Origin of the sequence: Arthrobacter sp. NPDC058127 (assembly GCF_042884555.1) — a bacterium.
In the GTDB taxonomy this organism is placed as follows: Bacteria; Actinomycetota; Actinomycetes; order Actinomycetales; family Micrococcaceae; genus Arthrobacter.
In genome coordinates, this window is sequence record NZ_JBHVTT010000014.1 from 15,709 (window position 1) to 36,074 (window position 20,366).

Below are 20,366 nucleotides of genomic sequence, written 5' to 3' on the forward strand. Positions count from 1 at the left end.
GCTTTATGGGCGCGCATCTTTACGCGCGAGATACGCCTCAACCGCCGCGCCCAGGTCCTCGGCGTTGGGCAGTTCGTCGTTCTCGTCGGCGAGCAGGGAACGGCGCACGGTTCCCTCGGCCTTGTCGTCGTAGCGGGACTCCAGCTTTGAAACCACCTGTTGGACGTCCTCGGATGCTTCCACTTGTTCTGCGATCTGCCTGCCCACTTCCCTGCCGGCCTCACGAAGGCGGTCCGTCGGCAGCATCAGGGACGTGGCCGCCCCCAGGTATTCCAGTCCCGCCACCGCAGCGGGCGGGTACTCGGCATCCGCGAGGTAGTGCGGAACGTGGATGACGTACCCGGCCACTTTCCGCCCGGCTTCGATGAGCCTCAGTTCCAGGATGTGGCCAATGGCCGAAGGAACCTCGACAGTCGGCTTCCATGTGGAAATGCCCTCGATGAGTTCCGGGCGGTTTCCGTGCACGGTTACGCCGACCGGGCGGGTGTGCGGAACCGGCATGGGAATGGAGTGGATCCAGGTCACCAGGTTGACGTCCAGTTTCTCCACGATCCCGACGACGGCGCGCGCGAAACGCTCCCATTGGAGGTCCGGTTCAAAACCGGCAAGCAACAGGAACGGCTCGCCCAAGCCGTCATTCAGCTTGTAAAGCGCCAGTTGGGGTGCTTTGTAGTCCTCAAGGTGGTCTTCGACAAAGCTGATGTGGGGACGGCGCGTGCGGTAGTCGATGAGCTGGTCGGCGTCGAACACAGCCACCGTTTCGACTTCGAGCGTATCCAGCAGTTCCCGGTTGATCTGCTGGACCACGTGGCCGGCATCAGCGAATCCCGTGAAGCCCATCAGCATGTTGAGGCCCCTGATTTCCGGGCTGTGGAAGAGCTCGATGTTGCTCGCGTAGAGCGACTCAGGGTCAAGGAGTGAGCCGGAAATCCGTTCAAACACGGCATGTTCCTTTCGCAGTTTCAAATTCTTGGAGGAGCAGGCGGCTGCACACCGCGGCAGATGCCTCGGCGGCCGGCCACGCTCCATGTATTGGTACAACGCCCCGGACGGGCCGCGCATTCCTGTCGGCCAATGTGCCGCAACTCTCATTTAATTGCTTTCCGGCGCGGCAGACAGACTACGATCGAGACGTGCCGCCGTGCGCGGACCCAAGCAACCACGGACGTTGTCACAAGCGGACAACGGACGGGTACCAGGGCCGGGCGCCTAACATGCAGCCCGGCCAAGCCATGCAGAGAGAGATGAGGACAAATCCTCGTGGTGAAGACTACAGACATCACCCTTGGCACTATCGCCAAGGACCTGAAGAAGTCGCCCAGCGACGCACTCGTGATAGCCGTCGGACAGGGGGAAGGCGGACCGGTACTGCTCGGGAACCCGCTGGGGGCGAAGGCCGCGGAAACCCTCGCGGCTTCTTTGGGCCTCCTCGGCATCACGGGAGCAGCCGATCAGGTACACCGTCTGCCGGGTCTTCCGGAGACCGGTTCGGGCGTCCTCGTCCTGGCAGGTGTCGGCAAGGTCGCCGACGACGCCCTCCTCGCAGAGGAAACCCTGCGCCGGGCCGCAGGATCGGCCGTCCGCCAATTGGCCGGTTTGTCGTCCGTGACGCTGGCCCTCCCGACGGCGTCCCTCGCCGACGTCGCGGCCGTCGCCGAAGGCGCTGTGCTGGGTTCCTATTCCTATACGGAGCACCGCTCCAGCAAGGATGGCCTCAAGGATCCGGTCGGCAAGGTCCTGATCCACACGGCATTTGACGGCAAGGATCTCCAGCCCGCGCTCGATCGGGCATTGCTCGTCGGACGCGCGGTCAACGCCACCCGCACCCTGGTCAACCAGCCTCCGAGCCACCTTTACCCGGAGTCCTTTGCCGAAGCTGCCAAGGAACTCTCCAAGGGTTTGCCCGTGAAGGTAACCGTGTGGGACGAAAAGCGCCTCGAAAAGGACGGTTTCGGCGGAATCCTTGGCGTTGGAAAGGGTTCAACCCGCCAGCCCCGCCTCGTCAAGGTGGAATATTCCCCGGCCAAGGCCACCAAGAAGATCGCTCTTGTCGGCAAGGGCATCACTTTTGACACGGGCGGCATTTCCATCAAGCCGGCCCTCGGCATGGGCGACATGAAGAGCGACATGGCGGGCGCCGCCGTCGTACTTAATACTGTCCTGGCAGTCGCGGGACTCGGGTTGCCCGTCAAGGTGACCGCGTGGCTCTGCATCGCCGAAAACATGCCGTCCGGCGCTGCACAGCGGCCGGCAGACGTCCTCACCGTGTACGGCGGCAAGACGGTCGAGGTCCTTAACACCGATGCCGAGGGACGTTTGGTCATGGCGGACGGACTGGTCGCGGCGAGCCTCGAGCAGCCGGATGCCATCATCGACGTCGCGACTCTGACAGGCGCCCAGCTGATCGCCCTCGGCGACCGCACTGCCGGTGTCATGGGTTCCGACGCCGTCACGGGCGCCCTCAAGTCCGCGGCAGACCGCGCGGGCGAGCTCATCTGGCCGATGCCGCTGCCGGAAGAACTGCGGGCAAGCCTCGACTCGCAGGTTGCTGACATCGCCAACATCGGCGAACGCTATGGCGGAATGATGACCGCGGCCGTGTTCCTGCGAGAGTTCGTCGGCAAGGATGCCGAGGGCAAGCAGATCCCCTGGGCACACGTCGACATCGCCGGCCCGTCCTTCAACAACGGCAGCCCCTACGGCTACACGCCCAAGCAAGGCACCGGCTGCACCGTCAGGACGCTGCTCGCCTACGTCGAAGACGTGCTGGCGTCGGCCTAAGCAAGTCCCCAAGTGGGGCCGGTTTATGACCGGCCCCACGGCCCGACGTGAGTCTGGCCACAAGCGCCCCACAAAAGCCTCGGCAGGGTGGAGCATGGATAAGTGGTTCGCTAAGGTGAACCACGGTAGTCACAAATGCAAGAGAACTTCGGTGCTGGCATAATCGCGGCAGTACAAGTTCCAAGACCAGATGACGCGTAGTCGCGTGTCATCGCTCACGCGAGGGAGCGTCCTAGTGGCCGATCAGGCAACTGCGCAAGAATTCGACATCCTGGTACTCGGTGGCGGCAGCGGCGGCTACGCCACGGCTCTGCGTGCCGTTCAGCTTGGTTTCACCGTTGGTCTCGTCGAGAAGGGAAAGCTCGGCGGCACCTGCCTGCACAACGGGTGTATCCCCACCAAGGCACTGCTGCACTCGGCCGAACTGGCCGACCACGCACGCGATTCCGCCAAGTACGGCGTCAACGTCACGTTGGACAGCATCGACATCACAGCCGTGAACTCTTACAAGGACGGAATCGTCGCCGGTAAGTACAAGGGCCTGCAGGGACTCATCAAGTCCAAGGGCATCACGGTCATCGAAGGCGAAGGCAAGCTGCAGGGCACCGACACCGTCGTCGTGAACGGCACAGCCTACAAGGGCAAGAACATCGTCCTGGCCACGGGTTCCTACTCCCGTTCCCTCCCCGGCCTGGAAATCGGCGGCCGCGTCATCACGTCCGATGAAGCGCTGACCATGGACTACATCCCCAAGAGCGTCATCGTCCTCGGCGGCGGCGTCATCGGCGTCGAATTCGCTTCCGTGTGGAAGTCCTTCGGCGTCGACGTCACCATCGTCGAGGGCCTCCCCTCCCTCGTTCCCAACGAAGACACCGCCATCGTCAAGAACCTTGAGCGCGCCTTCAAGAAGCGCGGCATCAAGTTCAGCACCGGCGTCTTCTTCCAGGGCGTCGAGCAGGACGACAACGGCGTGAAGGTCACCTTGGTCGACGGCCAGACCTTCGAAGCCGATCTTCTCCTGGTTGCCGTAGGCCGTGGCCCCGTCACCGCCAACCTCGGTTACGAAGAGGCAGGCGTCACCATCGACCGCGGCTTCGTCATCACCAACGAACGCCTGCACACCGGCGTCGGCAACGTCTACGCCGTCGGCGACATCGTCCCGGGCGTTCAGCTGGCCCATCGCGGGTACCAGCAGGGCATCTTCGTCGCCGAAGAGATCGCCGGCCTGAACCCCGTGGTCGTCGAAGACGTGAACATCCCGAAGGTCACCTTCTGCGAACCTGAAATCGCCACCGTTGGCTACACCGAAAAGGGCGCCAAGGAGAAGTTCGGCGAGGACCAGGTCCAGACCCAGGAATACAACCTGGCCGGCAACGGCAAGAGCTCCATCCTGGGCACCGGCGGCATCGTGAAGGTCGTCCGCCAGAAGGACGGTCCCGTCGTCGGTATCCACATGATCGGTTCCCGCATGGGCGAGCAGATCGGCGAAGCACAGCTGATCGTCAACTGGGAAGCACACCCGGAGGACGTGGCCCAGTTCATCCACGCACACCCGACGCAGAACGAGACCCTGGGCGAAGTCCACCTCGCGCTGGCAGGCAAGCCGCTCCACGGCTAAGTCTTTACGCAAGACACCCGGTCCTGCGCCCGCACGAACTGCGGGCGCAGGACCCCAGCAGGCAACACTCATCCGCACTAAAGATCAATAAGGAGAACGGGGACGACATGTCTGAATCCGTTAACTTGCCCGCCCTTGGTGAAAGCGTCACCGAAGGCACCGTCACTCGCTGGCTCAAGCAGGTTGGTGACCGAGTGGAAGTCGACGAGCCCCTGCTCGAAGTTTCCACCGACAAAGTAGACACTGAAATCCCGTCTCCTATTGCCGGCATCATCGAAGAAATCCTCGTAGCTGAAGACGAGACAGCCGAAGTCGGCGCTCCCCTGGTTCGGATCGGCAGCGGCAGCAACGGCGCTGCCGCGCCTGCAGCCGCACCGGTGGAAGAAGCACCGGCAGCTCCGGAACCAGCACCGGCCCCTGAAGCCGCACCGGCTCCCGCAGCTGCGCCGGCTCCCGCAGCCGAAGACGCCCCCGCCCCCGCCGCAGCTTCCGGTGAGGCATCGGGTCACGACGTGACTCTCCCCGCCCTGGGCGAAAGCGTCACCGAAGGCACCGTAACCCGCTGGCTCAAGGCCGTCGGCGACACCGTCGAGGTGGACGAGCCGCTCCTCGAGGTCTCCACCGACAAGGTCGACACCGAGATCCCCTCCCCCGTGGCCGGCACTTTGCTCGAGATCCGCGTCAACGAGGACGACACAGCCGAGGTCGGCTCCGTTCTTGCCGTCATCGGCTCCGGGGCGCCCGCCGCGGCAGCACCGGCACCCGCGGCTGCACCGGCACCCGTAGCAGCAGCACCCGCCGCAGCGGCACCGGTTGTTGAATCCGCACCCGCACCGGCGGCCCTCGCACCAGCAGCAGCACCGGCTGCCGCGGCGCCCGCAGCTCCGGCGCCGGCTGCCGCACCCACAGCGTCTTCGACCGAGTCGGGCTACGTCACCCCGCTCGTCCGCAAGCTTGCCAACCAGAACGGTGTCGACATCACCACCGTGGCGGGCACCGGCGTCGGTGGCCGTATCCGGAAGCAGGACGTGCTCGCCGCGGCCGACGCAATGAAAGCAGCAGCCGCCGCACCCGCCCCGGCAGCTCCCGCAGCCCCGAGCAAGCCTGCTGCCGCCCCCGTGGCGGCCTCCTCGCTCCGCGGAACCGTGGAGAAGGCTCCCCGCATCCGCCAGGTCATCGCCCGCCGCATGCGCGAGTCCCTCGAAACCTCAACGCAGCTGACCCAGGTGCACGAGGTCGACATGACCAAGATCGCCAAGCTCCGCCTCAAGGCCAAGGGCTCCTTCGAGGCCCAGAACGGCGTCAAGCTGACCTTCCTGCCGTTCATCGCCAAGGCCGTGGCCGAAGCCCTGAAGCAGCACCCCAAGCTGAACGCCGCGTACGACGAAGGCAAGCAGGAAATCACTTACCACAACGCGGAACACCTCGCGATCGCGGTGGACACCGACAAGGGCCTGCTGGTCCCGGTCATTTCCGACGCAGGCAACCTGAACCTTGCCGGCCTGGCCGGCAAGATCGCCGACGTCGCCGGCCGTACCCGCCAGGGGAAGATCGGTCCGGACGAGTTGTCCGGCGGTACCTTCAGCATCACCAACATCGGTTCTGTCGGCGCACTGTTCGACACGCCGATCATCAACCAGCCGCAGGTGGGTATCCTCGGCACCGGTGCCATCGTCAAGCGACCGGTCGTGGTTGCCGACGCGAACGGCGATGACTCGATCGCCATCCGCTCCATGATGTACCTGTCCCTGACGTACGACCACCGCCTGGTTGACGGTGCTGACGCCGGCCGCTTCCTCCAGACCCTCAAGGCCCGCCTTGAGGAAGGCGCGTTCGAAGCCGACCTGGGCCTCTGATTCCAGCGAACATATAGCGACCCGTACCTCCTGACGGTGCGGATCACGACGACGGGAAGGTCCCGACGGGAAACCGCCGGGGCCTTCCCGTTTTTCATGCCAGGATATTGCTCCGTGGCTTTGCTACGGCACGTAGAAGATTCTGGCTAAGCTGGAGCCATGACTATCCTCTTCAACGTCCTGCTGTTCTTGCACATCGTCGGCGCAGCCATGATCGTGGGTTTTTGGATCGCCACCATGAAGCAGCCGACCGTTCACCCGCGTCAGCGCGATGGCGCCTTCGTGCAGCTGATCACCGGTGTTGCCATGATGGGAATCCTGCCCATGCTGCCCAATGCCGATCCCAACTACTTCAAGCTCGGCATCAAGTTCGCGATCGGCCTCGCCGTGGCCGTTCTCGCCGTCATTGGCTCACGCAAGGTCAAGAAGGGCGAACCGGTCTCTACGGGATTGGCCCACGGCGTCGGCGGCCTGGCTTTGGTCAACATCGCCATCGCCACGATCTGGCAGTAATCCCGGATAATCGCTGGCTGGAGCAAACTGAGCGGCCGCCTGGACCTTTCGTCCGGGCGGCCGTTGCCGCTTAAGCCGTTACCGCTTGAACCGTGGCAGTCACAATCCTCTGAGAGCGGACAAGCGGTGCGCCGCCGCCGTCGACTCCCTAGGATTGAACCCGGCGGCATCCGGTATCCGGATGCCAATTCGCAACGACGCTGAGGAGTGGACATGGCAACAACACGCACCGCACACACCGTATGGAACGGCAACCTGATCGAAGGCGCCGGCAACACCACGCTGGACAGCTCCGGGCTCGGAACCTTCAACGTCACCTGGAAGGCCCGCGCGGAGTCCGCAGAGGGCAAGACGAGCCCCGAAGAGCTGATTGCTGCCGCACACTCGGCATGCTACTCGATGGCCTTCAGCAACGGCGTCGCAGGCGCAGGCTTCACGCCGGAAGAGGTCAACACCAAGGCCGATGTCACCTTCCAGCCAGGCGAAGGCATCACGGGCATCCACCTGACCGTGAGCGCACGCATCCCGGGTGTCTCCGAAGAAGAGTTCCAGCGCCTCGCCGAAGACGCCAAGGTCAACTGCCCGGTATCCCAGGCACTCCGGGCAACGCCGATCACGCTGGATGCCACGCTCGCTTCCTAGCGGCAACACGTCCGAAACCTGTCCATAAAGCGAGTCCCTGCCTTTCCTTCCGGAAGGGCGGGGACTTCGTCTTGTGGGCCTCCGGCTAGCCCTTTTGCGGCCGCGCGGGTAACGCAGCCGGGCGGAGCTTGCGGTAGCCTGCACGCAGGGGTGGCCGGTCTGTGGGTAGCTCCTGCACCATTTCCTTGAGGGCCCCGATCCCGTACTCCAACTGGGGATCGGTGCCGGCCGCATAGGCGTGGGGCGGGAACACCACTTCGATGTCAGGCTCAACCCCGAAGTTCTCCACGCTCCACCCGATGCCACCGGAGAACCACGTGGCATAGCGAGGCTGGGTCACGCCGGTGCCGTCAGCCAAGGCGAAACGGTTGTCGATGCCCACGACGCCGCCCCAGGTCCGGGTGCCGATGACCGGGCCGATGCCGCGGAGTTTGGACACCTGCGTGATGATGTCACCGTCCGAGCCGGCGAATTCGTCGGCGAGGATAATGACGGGGCCGCGCGGAGCGTGATGCGGATAAGTACGCGGCTTTTCGCCGCGGGGCATGCTCCAGCCGGTGACCTTGCGGCCGATCAGTTCAGCCACGAGCTGGGAGGTGTGGCCGCCACGGTTCCGGCGTACGTCGACAATCAAGCCGTCCATCGCGGTCTCGGTATCAAGATCCCTGTGAAGCTGCGCCCAGCCGTTGGCCATCATGTCCGGGACATGCAGATAGCCGAACTTTCCGTCCGAGGCCTCGCGCACAGTGCGCCTGTTGGCGTGCACCCATTCCTGGTACCGCAAGCGTTCCTCGTCCTTTACCGGAACAACAGCGATCCGCCGCTGCTGGCCGGCCGCCTCGCCGTGCCCAGCGCCATTCAGGAGCGTGAGTTCCACGGTCCGGCCCGCTGCGCCCACCAGTTGTTTGGCGGGAGTACGGTCTGCGGAGAGCCCGACGCCGTCGATCGCCAGGACAACGTCGCCCACCTTCGCGTCGGATCCCGGCCGCGTCAGCGGCGAGTTGGCGAGGGGGTCGGAAGAGTCTCCGGCGAGGATCCGCGTGATCTCCCAGCCGGCCTCCGTGAGCTTGAGGTCGGCGCCGAGCCGGCCCTGTCCATTGCTCCCGGGTTCGCCCACGGCCGCCGGACGCACGTACGCGTGGGAAGTGCCCAGCTCACCGTGCAGTTCCCACAGAAGGTCCACCAAGTCGTCGTGCGAGCCGAGGCGTTCGACGACGGGCCGGTACCGTGCGTGCACCGAATCCCAGTCCTGGCCCGCCATGTCTTCCGTCCAGAAGAAGTCCCGCTGCAGCCGCCACGCTTCGTCGAAGGCCTGCCCCCACACCGCCAAAGGATCCATGACTACCCGGATCCGGTTCAGCTCAACCTTGACGAGCTCGCCCGATTCTTCTTCAACCTTGGTATCGGACGGTACGGCGATAACCTGCTTGTCGTTCACGAAGACCAGTTTCTTGCCGTCTCCGGACAGTCGGTAACGCTCAACCGCGGAGGCTAGTGTGACCTGCTTCTGCTTCGAAAGCTCGTAGCGGACCAAAGCCGGAGCGGGCGCCTTGTCCTGCACCTTGCCTCGGCCGTCTCCCGTGACACCTGAGAGCGGGGTGTCGAGCCACAGCAATGCGCCGCTGGAAGCCGAAAGCGCCGAGTAGTTGCCCTGCGGCACGGGGACGCCGATGACGCGCAAGGGCAGCCCTTCAAGGTCCACATGGACCCTGACGGTCGCCCCGGCACCATCTCCCACACCGTCCTTCGCGCCGTTCGTCTGTGCGGGTGGTGCGTCTTCATCCTCGTCCAGCAGATCCACTATCGGGCCGAAGGGAGATGGAGTGGCTGCGGCGAGTGCCACGAGGTACGGCTTGATGGGGCTGGGGAACGACAAGTCGAAGGCATGGCCGTCGTAGACGGGATCAAAGCTGCGGTTCGAGAGGAACGCCAGGAATTTGCCGTCGGGAGTGAATGCCGGCGATTCGTCGCAGAAGCGGCCGTCGGTGACATCCACGACGTCTTCCGGGCTGGCGATGTTGACCATGCGCAACTTGCTCCGCGAGCCAAAGGATGTCACAGGCTCGGACCATGCAAGCCATTGCGAGTCCGGCGACCATGCGAGGCTGTCGATGCTGCCATCCCCCACGCTGACAAGCGGCGACAAGGTGCCGCTGGCAGTGTCGGCCAGGTAGACGTCTCCGAACGCGGTACCCACGGCAAGCCACCGGCCATCGGGACTGGCTTCGAGGGCGCTTGGACGGGCCGCCCTGGGAAAATCGATCCGCAGGAAATCGATCGGTGATTCTTCGGCCCCGCCACTTGTGGTGCTGACAGGGGCGGCCTCAGTATCCGCGGACGCCGTAGCAATATCCGTGTGCGGCTGCGGCACCCGAACCTCGGACGTCGCGGGCTGTCCCGCAATGGCTGATGCCGAGACGGGGCGGGGCAGTTGTCCGGCCGCGGCCTCTTCAGCTTCGTGTGGCGCCGGTACTGCGTCCTTGACTGGCGCCTCGACGGCCGGCCGTGAGAAACGCGGGGCAATCCTCTTGATATAGATGGAATCGACGCCGTCGTGGTCTGCTACATAGGCGATGCGACCGTCAATGAGGGGCCGGGGAAGCCTTGCCCGCACGCCGGGAGTCGCTTCGACCACGCGGGACGGTCCGTCTTTGTGGCGCAGCCAGTGGATGGTTCCGTGGGATTCCACCGCACTGGCCGAACCGGCTGCGTTGGGGAAGACTTCGCCCAAGTGAGCGGCGACTTTGAGGGGAGCGGGCCGGCGCGACTGGGATGCTGAACCCAGGCAGACGTCCAGCCGTACCGCTTCGGCGTCGGCCTCGAGCGTCGGCAGGATCCACAACTCACCCGCCGATTCGAAGATGACCCGCTTGCCGTCGCTCGCAGCGTGCCGGACATAGAAGTCCTCGTGATCGGTGTGGCGGCGCAGGTCCGAACCGTCCGGCTGCAGCGAGTAGAGATTCCCGTAGCCCTCGTGGTCCGAAAGGAAGGCGATCCGTCCGCCTACCCACAGCGGGTCCGCGAGGTTCCCGTCGAGCGCGGGAACCAAGCGGGCGAACTCGCCGTTCCCGTCGGCGTCGATCCACAGTTTTCCGGCAGTGCCGCCGCGGTACCGCTTCCACCAGGCAGGCTCGCGGGAAAGCACGCTGGCAAGGACCACGGGACGCTCGTCCCCCACTTCCGGGCCGAATGCCACTGATTCGACGGGGCCGAAGGGAAGCTCGACGGCGGGGCCGCCGTCGAGCGGCAAGGCGTAGGCGTGCGTGTGCCGCCCCTCGGCTTGTTCGAAGGCCGTGGTGACTACGACGTCGCCTGCGGAGGTGAATCCCTTGACCCGGGTGGTGCTGTGGCCGAAGTAGCTCAACTGCCGGTACCCGCCGCCGTCGACATTCGCTGTCACCACCTCGGGAGCGGCCCCCACGATCGTCGTCCAGACGAGCCGCTTGCCGTCCGGGGTGAAGCGGGGATTGCGTGCAGGGAGCTGCTGGGCCGAAATCCGCCACGCGCGGCCTCCGGCCACGGGCGCAATCCAAACGTCGTCTTCGGCCACGAAAGTGATCAAATCACCGTGCAAATGCGGGAAACGGAAGTAGCTGGAGGAGGTCATTGTTCGATCATAGTCAAAGGTGAAGCGAGCCTTTTGAGGCCTGCCGTAATGCCGAAGTGACGCTCGCCATGATGAGATGAGGCATGCGAATCGTGATATCGGGTGCTTCAGGATTCATCGGAACCGCGCTTTCCGCGCGTCTCCTCGGCAGCGGGCACGACGTCGTGCGGTTGGTCCGCCGTCCGCCTGCAGGGGCAAATGAGGCATTTTGGGATCCGGCCGCGGGCCAACTGGATGAGGCGGTACTCGACGGCGCAGGCGCCGTGGTCAACCTCTCCGGGGCAGGCATCGGGGAGCGCCGCTGGAGCAAGGCGCGCGTGCGGGACATCATCGACTCACGCTTGCGGACAACAAAAACGCTCACGGCGGCCATGGGACGGCTGGGCACTCCGCCCGGAACGTTCCTGAGCCAGTCGGCGTCGGGTTACTACGGTTCGTCCCGCGCCGGCCTGCTCCGGGAGGACGCAGGGCCAGGCAAAGGCATGCTGGCCACGCTGTGCGTCGATTGGGAGGCCGCCGCCCATACGGCACCTGCCGGCGTACGGGTGGTGACACCGCGTACCGGGGTGGTCCTCAGCCCTGATGGCGGAGCGTTGGGGCCGCTCCTTCCGTTGTTGAAGATGGGCGTGGGCGGACCGCTGGGAAACGGCCGGCAATATTGGCCGTGGATTTCCCTGGTGGATGAGGTCTCAGCCTTCGAATACCTGCTCAACTCGTCGCTTGAAGGTCCCGTCAACGTGTGCGCCCCCGAAAGCGCGGATGTCAACGCGATCGTTGCGCAACTGGCGGCTGCCCTGCACCGGCCGGCGTTCCTGCGCGTACCCGCCCCGGCCCTGCGCCTCGCCCTTGGCAGCCATCTGGCAGAGGAACTTGTCCTTGCCAACCAGCGCATGGAACCGGCAAGGCTGATGGACTCAGGCTTTGCCTGGCAGCACCCCGCGCTGGCGGACGCCGCCCGATGGGTGGCAAACGGCGGCAAATGAGCCCCTAAGGCTGCTTGGCCAGGATCTCCGTGATCCTCCACGAGCCCCCGCCGCGCTGGAGGACCAGCCTGAGTTCCTGTGGCTTGCCCGGGGGACGCGCCCGGACGGCCGTCCCCGCGGCGTCCCGTTCTTCATAAGCCGAGGTTGCCACCGTGACAGCAACCGTCGCCCGGTCCGGGTCGGGAACGCCTTCCACTCTCACGCTCGTCAAGATGGTGGAAAAGCCCGCGAGAACCAAGCCGGCGCCGATCAATTCGTCCCTGAGCTTTCCATCCGAGGCGGCAGCCGCTGAGCCCTGTACATTGACGAGGTCCAACAACTCGAACTTGCCGGAACTCAACGCTGTGTCCCGGATCGCAGACAGCCCGCTGATGGCTTCCTCCGGTTTTTCGGATCGGATCTGGCCCAGTACCGCCGCGGGAACCCCGTCGAGGACGGTTCCCTGCCGGGTATTGCCCGGTTCGTTCGCGCTCCGGTCTTCCTGGCCAGTCGTCGACGCCGCGCCAAGCGTCGGCGGCCCTGCTCCCGGTCCCAGATCGCCGGCCCACCACACTGTGCCAGCCCACCACACTGCGGCTCCTGATCCGGCGCCCACAACTACCCCGAGGGCGAGCACAAGAGACGCCACCCGCCGTCGGGCGGAAGCCGGAGCTACCGCCCGCCGGTGCCTGTGGCCCACCCCCGGCGGGCGGGAGCGGCTGAAAAGCACCGCGATGCGGGCGCGCTTCGAGCGGCGATCAGAAGCCCGACGCCGGGTCATCAGTTCAGGAACAACCGTCGCATGCACCGACGCAGAAAGGTCCACGGCTTCCGGCGCTGCGCTCCTGTAGATGGCAACACCCAATTCGGCCGCAGAAGGCCGCTGCTCCCCGTCGGGATGGAGCCCGGCCTCGATGGCGACGGCAAGGGCTGTGGGGACCGCGGGCACGAGCAATGTCAGCGGCGGCCGGCGGGCCGCAGTGTCAGGCGCGGAGCCGGTGAGGCAATACCAGCCAAGGGCGGCGAGGGCGTAGGTGTCGCGTTGCGGCTGGAGTTCCGCGGTCCCCGGGGTAATCGGATCAGGATCCACGAATCCGGGGGTTCCGGAGTCTGGGACCCCCGAGGCGTCCCCCACCACGCGGGAAATGCCCATGTCCGAGAGGAGCGGCTTCCCTTGGGCGGTGAAGAGGACATTTCCGGGCGAGACATCGGAGTGTGTCATGCCTTGGCGATGCAGATAGGCCAGGGCATGCGCCAGGGGCGTCAGGATAGTCACCGTCTCGCCCACGCCAAGACGCCCCCTGCTGGACACCAACTGCGCAAGCGATCCCCCGGGGGCGTAGTCCATGACCACGCCCAAGCCGCCGCCAAAGGATCCTGCCAACTCAACGACGCCACGGACCTTCACGAGGTGCTCGTGGTCCAGCCGGGACAGAAGCTGGACTTCACGGAGCAGGGATGACTTGGACTCGCCTGAATCCACAATCGGCGGTTTCCGGTCGAGGCATTTCACGGCGAAATTGTTTCCCGACCGCTGCTCCGTTGCGAGCCACACCGTGGCGCTCCCTCCGCGGCCCAGCTCACGGACCGGAAGAAAACCCGGGATCACGGGTTCGGAAGGTTCGGTCCCCTGGGAGGGCACGGCCCCGTCTTGGTCTTGGCCGCTCCCGCCTGGCGAAAAAGTCTCCATGCCTCAACAAATACCGGAAATCGCGGATTGCCGCAGAAGTTATCCACAGGCCAGGGACCGGAGCCCCGCAACCCGGCCGAGTACGACTGAGAGCTTGGCCACAAAATCATGGCCTGCGCCCGGCGGGGTCTAAGCTTATCCCCATGACTCTTGAGTTTTCACAGCTGGGTCTTGCCCCGGATTTCGTTGACTACATGCAGGGCTGGGATATCCAGCGCGAACTCCACAACAAGGTTGTTGCCGGCGAGAAACCCAGCACCGTCCTGCTCCTTGAGCACGCCGCGGTCTACACGGCAGGCAAGCTCACGGAGGACCACGAGCGCCCGTTTGACGGCACTCCCGTCGTTCCGGTGGACCGTGGCGGCAAATTGACCTGGCACGGACCGGGCCAGCTCATTGCCTACCCCATCCTCAAGTTGAAGAACCGTGCCGGGATCCGTGACTACGTCGAGCGTCTCGAAGCCGTCATGATCGCGATCATGGAGGACTACGGGATCAAGGCCACGCGGGTCAAAGGCCGGGCAGGCGTCTGGGTCCTCGCCGACGAAAAGGGTCCGGACCGCAAGATCGCCGCAATCGGCATTCGCGTCCTGGACGGCGTCACCATGCACGGCGTGGCCATCAACTGCAGCAACGACCTCGCGCCCTACGCACAGATCATCGCGTGCGGCATCACCGACGCCAGCGTCACCACCATGTCCATTGAGACCGGCAGGACCATCAATCCGGCCGACATTGCTGAGCGCTTCGTGGAAGAGTTCCGCAAGCACGAAGAAGCACTCGTATCCAGCCCCGAAGGAGCACTCCAGTGACCCTGGCACCTGAAGGCCGTAAGCTGCTGCGCGTTGAACAGCGCAACAAAGCCGTCCCGGTCGAACGCAAGCCCGAGTGGATCAAGGCCAAGGTCCAGATGGGACCGGAATTCGTGGGCCTGAAGAACCTCGTGAAAAAAGAAGGCCTGCACACCGTCTGCGAGGAAGCCGGCTGCCCGAACATCTTCGAGTGCTGGGAAGACAAGGAAGCGACCTTCCTGATCGGCGGCTCCGAATGCACCCGCCGCTGCGACTTCTGCCAGATCGACACCGGCAAACCCTCCCCCGTGGACATGTTCGAACCCACCAAGGTCGCCCGCTCCGTCCAGGCCATGAACCTGCGCTACGCCACCGTCACCGGCGTCGCCCGCGACGACCTGGCAGACGAAGGCGTCTGGCTCTACGCCGAGACCGTCCGCAAGATCCACGAACTGAACCCCGGCACCGGCGTCGAACTGCTCATCCCCGACTTCTCCGGCAAACCCGAACACATCAGCGCGATCTGCGACTCCGCCCCCGAGGTCTTCGCGCACAACGTCGAAACCGTGCCCCGGATCTTCAAGCGCATCCGCCCCGCGTTCCGCTACGACCGCTCCCTGGACGTCATCACCCAGGGCCGGGCCCACGGGATGGTCACCAAATCCAACCTGATCCTGGGCATGGGCGAAACCCGGGAAGAGATCTCCGAAGCCCTGGCCGACCTGCACGCCGCGGGCTGTGACCTGATCACGATCACCCAGTACCTGCGCCCCTCCGAACGGCACCTGCCCGTGGACCGCTGGGTCAAACCCCAGGAATTCGTCGACCTCGCCACCGAAGCCGAGGAAATCGGCTTCCTCGGCGTCATGTCCGGCCCCCTGGTCCGCTCCTCCTACCGCGCCGGACGACTCTGGGCCACCGCGATGCGCAAAAAAGGCCGCGAAATCCCCACGCACCTGGCCCACATCGCCGAAGGCATCCAGGACTCCGGCACCACCCGCCAGGAAGCCCGCACCCTCCTCGCGCACCACGCATAGCACGTCGGCTAAAGCACGGTCAAAGGACCGGACCCCGGACAAATCCGGCGTCCGGTCCTTTGGCATAAATCACGTAGAATTAAGGCACTATGGCGAAATCCCCTGATTCCAGCAACTCGACAACATCGGCTGCCGACGCTCCCAAGCGCGGCTTGTTTTCCCGCAAGCCCAAGGAAGCCAAGGCCAAGAAGCCGAGCCAGCTGAAGCAGATCGGCGAGGTCTTCAAGATGACCCGCCGTAACGACCCCATCGTCGTGTGGCTCATGCTGCTGGCGTTCCTCGGCGTCGTTGCTGTCAGCCTCATCGTCGGGCTCCTCCTGAACAACTGGGTCACGGGCCTGATCATCGGCATCCCCTTGGGCCTGCTGGCAGCTGTCTTCATCCTCTCGCGCCGCGCGGAACGGGCGGCCTTCGCCCAGATCGAGAACCAGCCCGGAGCCTCCGGTGCGGCCTTGGGAACCCTGCGCCGCGGCTGGATCACGGAGGACCAGCCGGTCGCAGTCAACCCGCGCACCCAGGACGCTGTCTTCCGCGCCATCGGCCGTCCCGGCGTCGTACTGGTCAGCGAAGGACCTTCACACCGCGTCAAGCCGTTGGTCGACGCCGAGCGCAAGAAGCTCGCCCGTATCCTGCCGAACGTCACTATTCACGTGATCGAAAGCGGTCGTGGCGAAGGCCAAGTGCCTATCAGCCAAATAGCAAAGACCATGAACAAATACAAGAACGAGCTCACCAAGGTTGAGGTCGGCGCCGTCAGCAAGCGAATCTCTTCGCTCGGCAACCGCCTGCCGATCCCCAAGGGCATCGACCCGTACAAGGCACGCCCTGACCGCAAGGCAGCACGCGGACGCTAGCTAAAACGACAAGCCGCCCGTTCCTGGATATCCGGGAACGGGCGGCTTTTTTGTCTGCGGAAAGTTACATCCGGATGAGGATCGTGTTCATTGCCCTGTCGTGGAGGCCACGCTGGTCGGGATCGAAAACAACCGCGGGGATCACCAGGCACAGGAGGATCGTCCTGACCACAGCGGCCAATGGGCCCGCCCGTGTTCCGCCGAGCCGTACCACGTGGATGCCGGCAACCCGGTGTCCGATGCTGTAGCCCAGCGTCCCGATGAGAAGGATCTGTTCCACCGCGAAGACGGCAAGTGTTGCCCACTGGTTGCCGCCGAAGGCAAAGTTGCTGATCACCAGGGCAATGACCCAGTCGATGCAGATTGCCAGGATGCGACGGCCGGCCCGCGCCATGGAACCGGGGCCGGACTCGGGAAGGCCGAGCCGTGCTCCCGGGTACTTGGAAATTCCGGACGTGTCCGGCCCTGTGAGCCATGAACCAATATCTTTACGATCAACCACACTTCAAGCTTACGGCTTCACCATCGCACGCCCGACGGCGGGAGGCGGCGCCGGTGGGATGTTCGCTGTGTTCACAGGGAAACAGACACACCGAAGAAAGACATAGACTGGCACTGCAGTAGACCAGTAGCGTTTACACGGCAGGCAGTTCTGTAACCTGCTCGAAACAATACTGACACCCCGGGGAAATCCCCTTTCCCTATGGTTGGAGAAGTTGCTAGCCGCCGATGCAGGGATACTTTTTTGTTTCCCTGCCTTCGGTTTGCGCTGGATCAGACGGCCCTGTTGGCCTGTTACCTGTTATGCGATAGGAGCATAGATGTTCAAGACTGCGGACGAAGTCCTCAAGTTCATCAAAGACGAAGACGTAAAATTCGTCGATATCCGCTTCACCGATCTTCCGGGCGTCCAGCAGCACTTCAACGTGCCGGCCAAGAGCGTCGACGCTGACTTCTTTGTCAACGGTCAGCTCTTTGACGGATCTTCCATCCGCGGTTTCCAGGGCATCGCCGAGTCCGACATGCAGCTCATCCCGGATGTCACCACGGCTTTCATCGACGCCTTCCGCGTCGAGAAGACCCTCGCGCTGAACTTCTCCATCGTGAACCCGCGCACTGGCGACCCCTACCACCGCGACCCGCGCGGCGTGGCCGAAAAGGCAGAAGCCTACTTGGCTTCCACCGGCATCGCGGACACGGCATTCTTTGCTCCCGAAGCTGAGTTCTATGTCTTTGACAATGTTCAGTTCGAATCCTCCCCCCAGGGTTCCTTCTACAAGGTCGACTCGATTGAAGCCCCTTGGAACACGAGCCGCGAAGAAGAAGGCGGAAACCTCGGTTACAAGACCCCCTTCAAGGGCGGATACTTCCCGGTTGCCCCGGTTGACCACCAGGCTGACCTTCGTGACGCAATGTGCCTCGCGCTGGACGAAGCAGGCCTCGAAGTCGAGCGCTCGCACCACGAAGTCGGTGCCGCCGGCCAGGCTGAGATCAACTACAAGTTCACGACGCTCGTGCACGCTGCCGACGACCTGCAGAAGTTCAAGTACGTCATCAAGAACACCGCGTGGGAGTACGGCAAGTCCGTCACGTTCATGCCGAAGCCGATCTTCGGTGACAACGGCTCGGGCATGCACTGCCACCAGTCCCTGTGGAACGGCAGCGAGCCGCTCTTCTACGACGAAAAGGGCTACGCCGGCTTGTCCGACACCGCCCGCTGGTACATCGGCGGCCTGCTGAAGCACTCCTCGGCCGTTCTCGCGTTCACCAACCCGACGGTGAACTCCTACCGCCGCCTCGTCAAGGGCTTCGAAGCTCCGGTCAACATGGTTTACTCGCAGGGCAACCGCTCGGCCGGTATCCGTATCCCGATCACGGGCTCCAACCCGAAGGCCAAGCGCATCGAGTTCCGCGCTCCGGACCCCGCCTCCAACCCGTACCTGGCCTTCGCTGCCCAGCTCATGGCCGGCATCGACGGTATCCGCAACCGCATCGAGCCCCCGGCTCCGATCGACAAGGACCTGTACGAACTGCCCGCCGAGGAAGCCAAGGACATCCCCAAGGCTCCGGGTTCCCTTGAGGAAGCCCTTGAGGCCCTCCGCGAGGACAACGAGTTCCTGCAGGCCGGTGGCGTCTTCACCCAGGACCTCATCGACACCTGGATCGAATACAAGTACGAGTACGAGATCCGTCCGCTGTCGCTGCGCCCGAACCCGTACGAGTTCGAGCTCTACTACGGCGTCTAAGTAACACCGCAAGAAGCATGGGAAGGGGTCACGGGCAATCGCCCGTGACCCCTTCTCCGTTTTAAATCCGTGGTGGAAATCCCCGCCATGAGTCCCCCACAAAAAAGAACGGCCGTGCCTGTCAAGACACAGCCGTCCTTTTGTAAAGGCCCCGGATCGCCGGGGCCGGACCCCCAATTTTTCCTACACCCGCCGGCGCCCGCTAATCAACCTGAAGAGGAAGACGATAATCGCCAGGACGATCAGTATCGGGGCGATCCAGAGAAGGAATCCGAGGGCCTTTACGGTGCCGCCAATGATAAAGAAAAGGATCGCGATGACCGCGACGATTCCGAGGATGACATTCATGATGTAGCTCCAGTTTCAGTCGTAAACATTCTGATGATTGCCTTTATCGCTGTGCAAACCTCAGCAACCTTACTGTAAGCATGCTTATTATTCTAATCCAGCCACGACGCGCCAGCCTCGCACTGGCCCGCGGCACCGCTTCGTTGACCCCATCGGCAAGCGCCTGACCCACTTATGACGGCCCGTCACGGGACGCTCGCTCACAAATAACGGCTCTTCCCGGGACGCTCGCTCACATAAATCAAGGGACGCGTCTACCTTGAGGTCATATCTGCAGTAGCGTTGACCAGATGGACGGCATAGGTGAGCGAGCGTCCGGCCAAACACCCACACAAGCGAGCGAGCGTCCGGCCAAACACCCACACAAGCGAGCGAGCGTCCGGCCAAACACCCACATAGGTGAGCGAGCGTCCCAATTCCGCATTGCCGACCGGACCGCGCATCTAGGCTCAGTTCCAACCATCAGTCACGACGACCCTGTCGCCGCGGTGGACGCCGTGGTACGTTCAGCGTGATCAGGATGCTTGAGAGAGTCCTCATCCCTTCCGGCTCCTGGCGCAACTTCTGAAAGCGGAGGCATACGATGACAACCTTGATGATCTTCCATGAGGTCGACGACGTTGAGCACTGGCTTAGCTCACCGAAACGGGAAGAACTCTTCGGACCCCAGGGCTTCACAGTTCGAACGTTCGTCGATCCGGGAAAAACCAACCGGGTCGGACTGATTGTCGAGGTCCCGGACATGGAAACGTTCCAGCGCATGTTGGAGTCCGAAGCTGCCGCCGAAGCGATGAAATTCGATGGCGTGCGCCCGGAAACAATCGTGACTCTCGTCGAGTCCTAGGTACCGCCTAGTCGCCGAAACCCCGGTACATCGTCCATTGCGGACCGGCGGAACCACCCAAGTACCTGCCTGTCTCGACAAAGCCCGCGTTTGCGTACGCAGCCTTGGCGGCGGGATTGTGTTCGTTAACTGAGAGCACGACGCCGGCCTGGCCGCCACCCAGCCTCGCTGTCAGCTTCTGCGCTTCCCGGGCAGCCGCCGCAGCAGACAGGGCGCCCAGGCCTCTCCCCTGATGCTTATGGTCGATCAAAAACCCACGCAGGAGCCAGGCGGAATCGTCGTCGGGCCATCCTGCCAAGGTTGCGGCACCAGACTGCAAGGTAAATACTCCGACGGCGGCACCTGCCGCCTCGATCACGTACGGCAAGCGGCTTTCGTCTTCCAGGCCCATGAGCATCATCTTGAACGGGTCCCCGACGAAGTCTTCCTGCCCCGCGGCCAATTCCATGACGGCGACGTCGCCGAGCGTTACGGCGCGGGCATCGTCGTCGAGATCCTTCAAGGGAATGAGCCACACGGTTTCCAGCATCCTTCGAGCTTAGCCGTCCCCGCACTCCGCGGGTCGGCTCGAGCGGCG

17 protein-coding genes are annotated in these 20,366 nt (G+C 64.1%); 11 read left to right on the forward strand and 6 right to left on the reverse strand.

Annotated elements, in window-relative coordinates:
* Nucleotides 1–3 precede the first annotated feature (3 nt).
* Nucleotides 4–942, reverse strand: a complete 939-nt coding sequence (locus tag ACFVTG_RS17105) for a proteasome assembly chaperone family protein (protein ID WP_390282123.1) — start codon at nt 940–942, stop codon at nt 4–6.
* A gap of 318 nt (nt 943–1,260) precedes the next feature.
* On the opposite strand from ACFVTG_RS17105, the gene ACFVTG_RS17110 reads away from it, so the two are divergent.
* The 5 genes from ACFVTG_RS17110 (at nt 1,261) to ACFVTG_RS17130 (ending at nt 7,410) form a co-directional block, all read left to right on the forward strand.
* Entirely contained in the window at nt 1,261–2,781 is a 1,521-nt protein-coding gene (locus ACFVTG_RS17110; RefSeq protein ID WP_390282124.1) for a leucyl aminopeptidase, read from the forward strand.
* 235 nt (nt 2,782–3,016) lie between these two features.
* Nucleotides 3,017–4,399 (forward strand): dihydrolipoyl dehydrogenase, encoded by a 1,383-nt coding sequence (lpdA, locus tag ACFVTG_RS17115; protein WP_284751995.1) that lies wholly within the window; start codon nt 3,017–3,019, stop codon nt 4,397–4,399.
* Between the two features lie 107 nt (nt 4,400–4,506).
* Entirely contained in the window at nt 4,507–6,255 is a 1,749-nt protein-coding gene (sucB, locus tag ACFVTG_RS17120; RefSeq protein WP_390282125.1) for a 2-oxoglutarate dehydrogenase, E2 component, dihydrolipoamide succinyltransferase, read from the forward strand.
* A gap of 159 nt (nt 6,256–6,414) precedes the next feature.
* Complete coding sequence (locus tag ACFVTG_RS17125; protein WP_390282127.1) at nt 6,415–6,768, forward strand: hypothetical protein; 354 nt, start codon at nt 6,415–6,417, stop codon at nt 6,766–6,768.
* Between the two features lie 213 nt (nt 6,769–6,981).
* A complete protein-coding gene (locus tag ACFVTG_RS17130) occupies nt 6,982–7,410 on the forward strand; it encodes an OsmC family protein (RefSeq protein WP_284751992.1) in 429 nt (142 codons plus the stop codon).
* Between the two features lie 85 nt (nt 7,411–7,495).
* On the opposite strand, the gene ACFVTG_RS17135 is transcribed toward ACFVTG_RS17130, so the two are convergent.
* On the reverse strand, nt 7,496–11,017 hold the full coding sequence (locus tag ACFVTG_RS17135; RefSeq protein ID WP_390282128.1) for a S41 family peptidase: 3,522 nt from the start codon (nt 11,015–11,017) through the stop codon (nt 7,496–7,498).
* An 83-nt stretch (nt 11,018–11,100) separates the two neighbouring features.
* Here ACFVTG_RS17135 and ACFVTG_RS17140 point away from each other — a divergent pair, with 83 nt between their 5' ends.
* On the forward strand, nt 11,101–12,000 hold the full coding sequence (locus tag ACFVTG_RS17140; protein WP_284751990.1) for a TIGR01777 family oxidoreductase: 900 nt from the start codon (nt 11,101–11,103) through the stop codon (nt 11,998–12,000).
* Nucleotides 12,001–12,004: 4 nt separating this feature from the next.
* On the opposite strand, the gene ACFVTG_RS17145 is transcribed toward ACFVTG_RS17140, so the two are convergent.
* On the reverse strand, nt 12,005–13,621 hold the full coding sequence (locus ACFVTG_RS17145) for a serine/threonine-protein kinase (protein WP_390282129.1): 1,617 nt from the start codon (nt 13,619–13,621) through the stop codon (nt 12,005–12,007).
* A 191-nt stretch (nt 13,622–13,812) separates the two neighbouring features.
* On the opposite strand from ACFVTG_RS17145, the gene lipB reads away from it, so the two are divergent.
* The 3 genes from lipB to ACFVTG_RS17160 all read left to right on the forward strand — a co-directional run bounded on the left by lipB (nt 13,813) and on the right by ACFVTG_RS17160 (nt 16,351).
* Entirely contained in the window at nt 13,813–14,481 is a 669-nt protein-coding gene (gene lipB, locus ACFVTG_RS17150; protein ID WP_284751989.1) for a lipoyl(octanoyl) transferase LipB, read from the forward strand.
* Complete coding sequence (lipA, locus tag ACFVTG_RS17155; protein WP_390282131.1) at nt 14,478–15,497, forward strand: lipoyl synthase; 1,020 nt, start codon at nt 14,478–14,480, stop codon at nt 15,495–15,497. The genes lipB and lipA overlap by 4 nt, the downstream gene beginning before the upstream one ends.
* An 89-nt stretch (nt 15,498–15,586) precedes the next feature.
* A complete protein-coding gene (locus ACFVTG_RS17160; RefSeq protein WP_284751790.1) occupies nt 15,587–16,351 on the forward strand; it encodes a DUF4191 domain-containing protein in 765 nt (254 codons plus the stop codon).
* A gap of 64 nt (nt 16,352–16,415) precedes the next feature.
* Here the strand turns inward: ACFVTG_RS17160 and ACFVTG_RS17165 are convergent, their stop codons facing one another.
* Nucleotides 16,416–16,853, reverse strand: coding sequence for an RDD family protein (locus tag ACFVTG_RS17165; RefSeq protein ID WP_284751789.1), 438 nt, complete (start codon nt 16,851–16,853; stop codon nt 16,416–16,418).
* Nucleotides 16,854–17,172: 319 nt separating this feature from the next.
* Here ACFVTG_RS17165 and glnA point away from each other — a divergent pair, with 319 nt between their 5' ends.
* Nucleotides 17,173–18,597, forward strand: a complete 1,425-nt coding sequence (glnA, locus tag ACFVTG_RS17170) for a type I glutamate--ammonia ligase (protein ID WP_284751788.1) — start codon at nt 17,173–17,175, stop codon at nt 18,595–18,597.
* 183 nt (nt 18,598–18,780) lie between these two features.
* Here glnA and ACFVTG_RS17175 read toward each other — a convergent pair whose 3' ends face one another.
* The gene (locus ACFVTG_RS17175) at nt 18,781–18,945 is read right to left on the reverse strand and encodes a DUF2207 domain-containing protein (protein WP_148667595.1); all 165 of its coding nucleotides are present in this window, start codon (nt 18,943–18,945) and stop codon (nt 18,781–18,783) included.
* A gap of 583 nt (nt 18,946–19,528) precedes the next feature.
* Here ACFVTG_RS17175 and ACFVTG_RS17180 point away from each other — a divergent pair.
* Nucleotides 19,529–19,789, forward strand: a complete 261-nt coding sequence (locus ACFVTG_RS17180) for a hypothetical protein (RefSeq protein ID WP_284751787.1) — start codon at nt 19,529–19,531, stop codon at nt 19,787–19,789.
* A gap of 7 nt (nt 19,790–19,796) precedes the next feature.
* Here the strand turns inward: ACFVTG_RS17180 and ACFVTG_RS17185 are convergent, their stop codons facing one another.
* A complete protein-coding gene (locus ACFVTG_RS17185) occupies nt 19,797–20,318 on the reverse strand; it encodes a GNAT family N-acetyltransferase (protein WP_390282132.1) in 522 nt (173 codons plus the stop codon).
* Between the last annotated feature and the right edge of the window lie 48 nt (nt 20,319–20,366).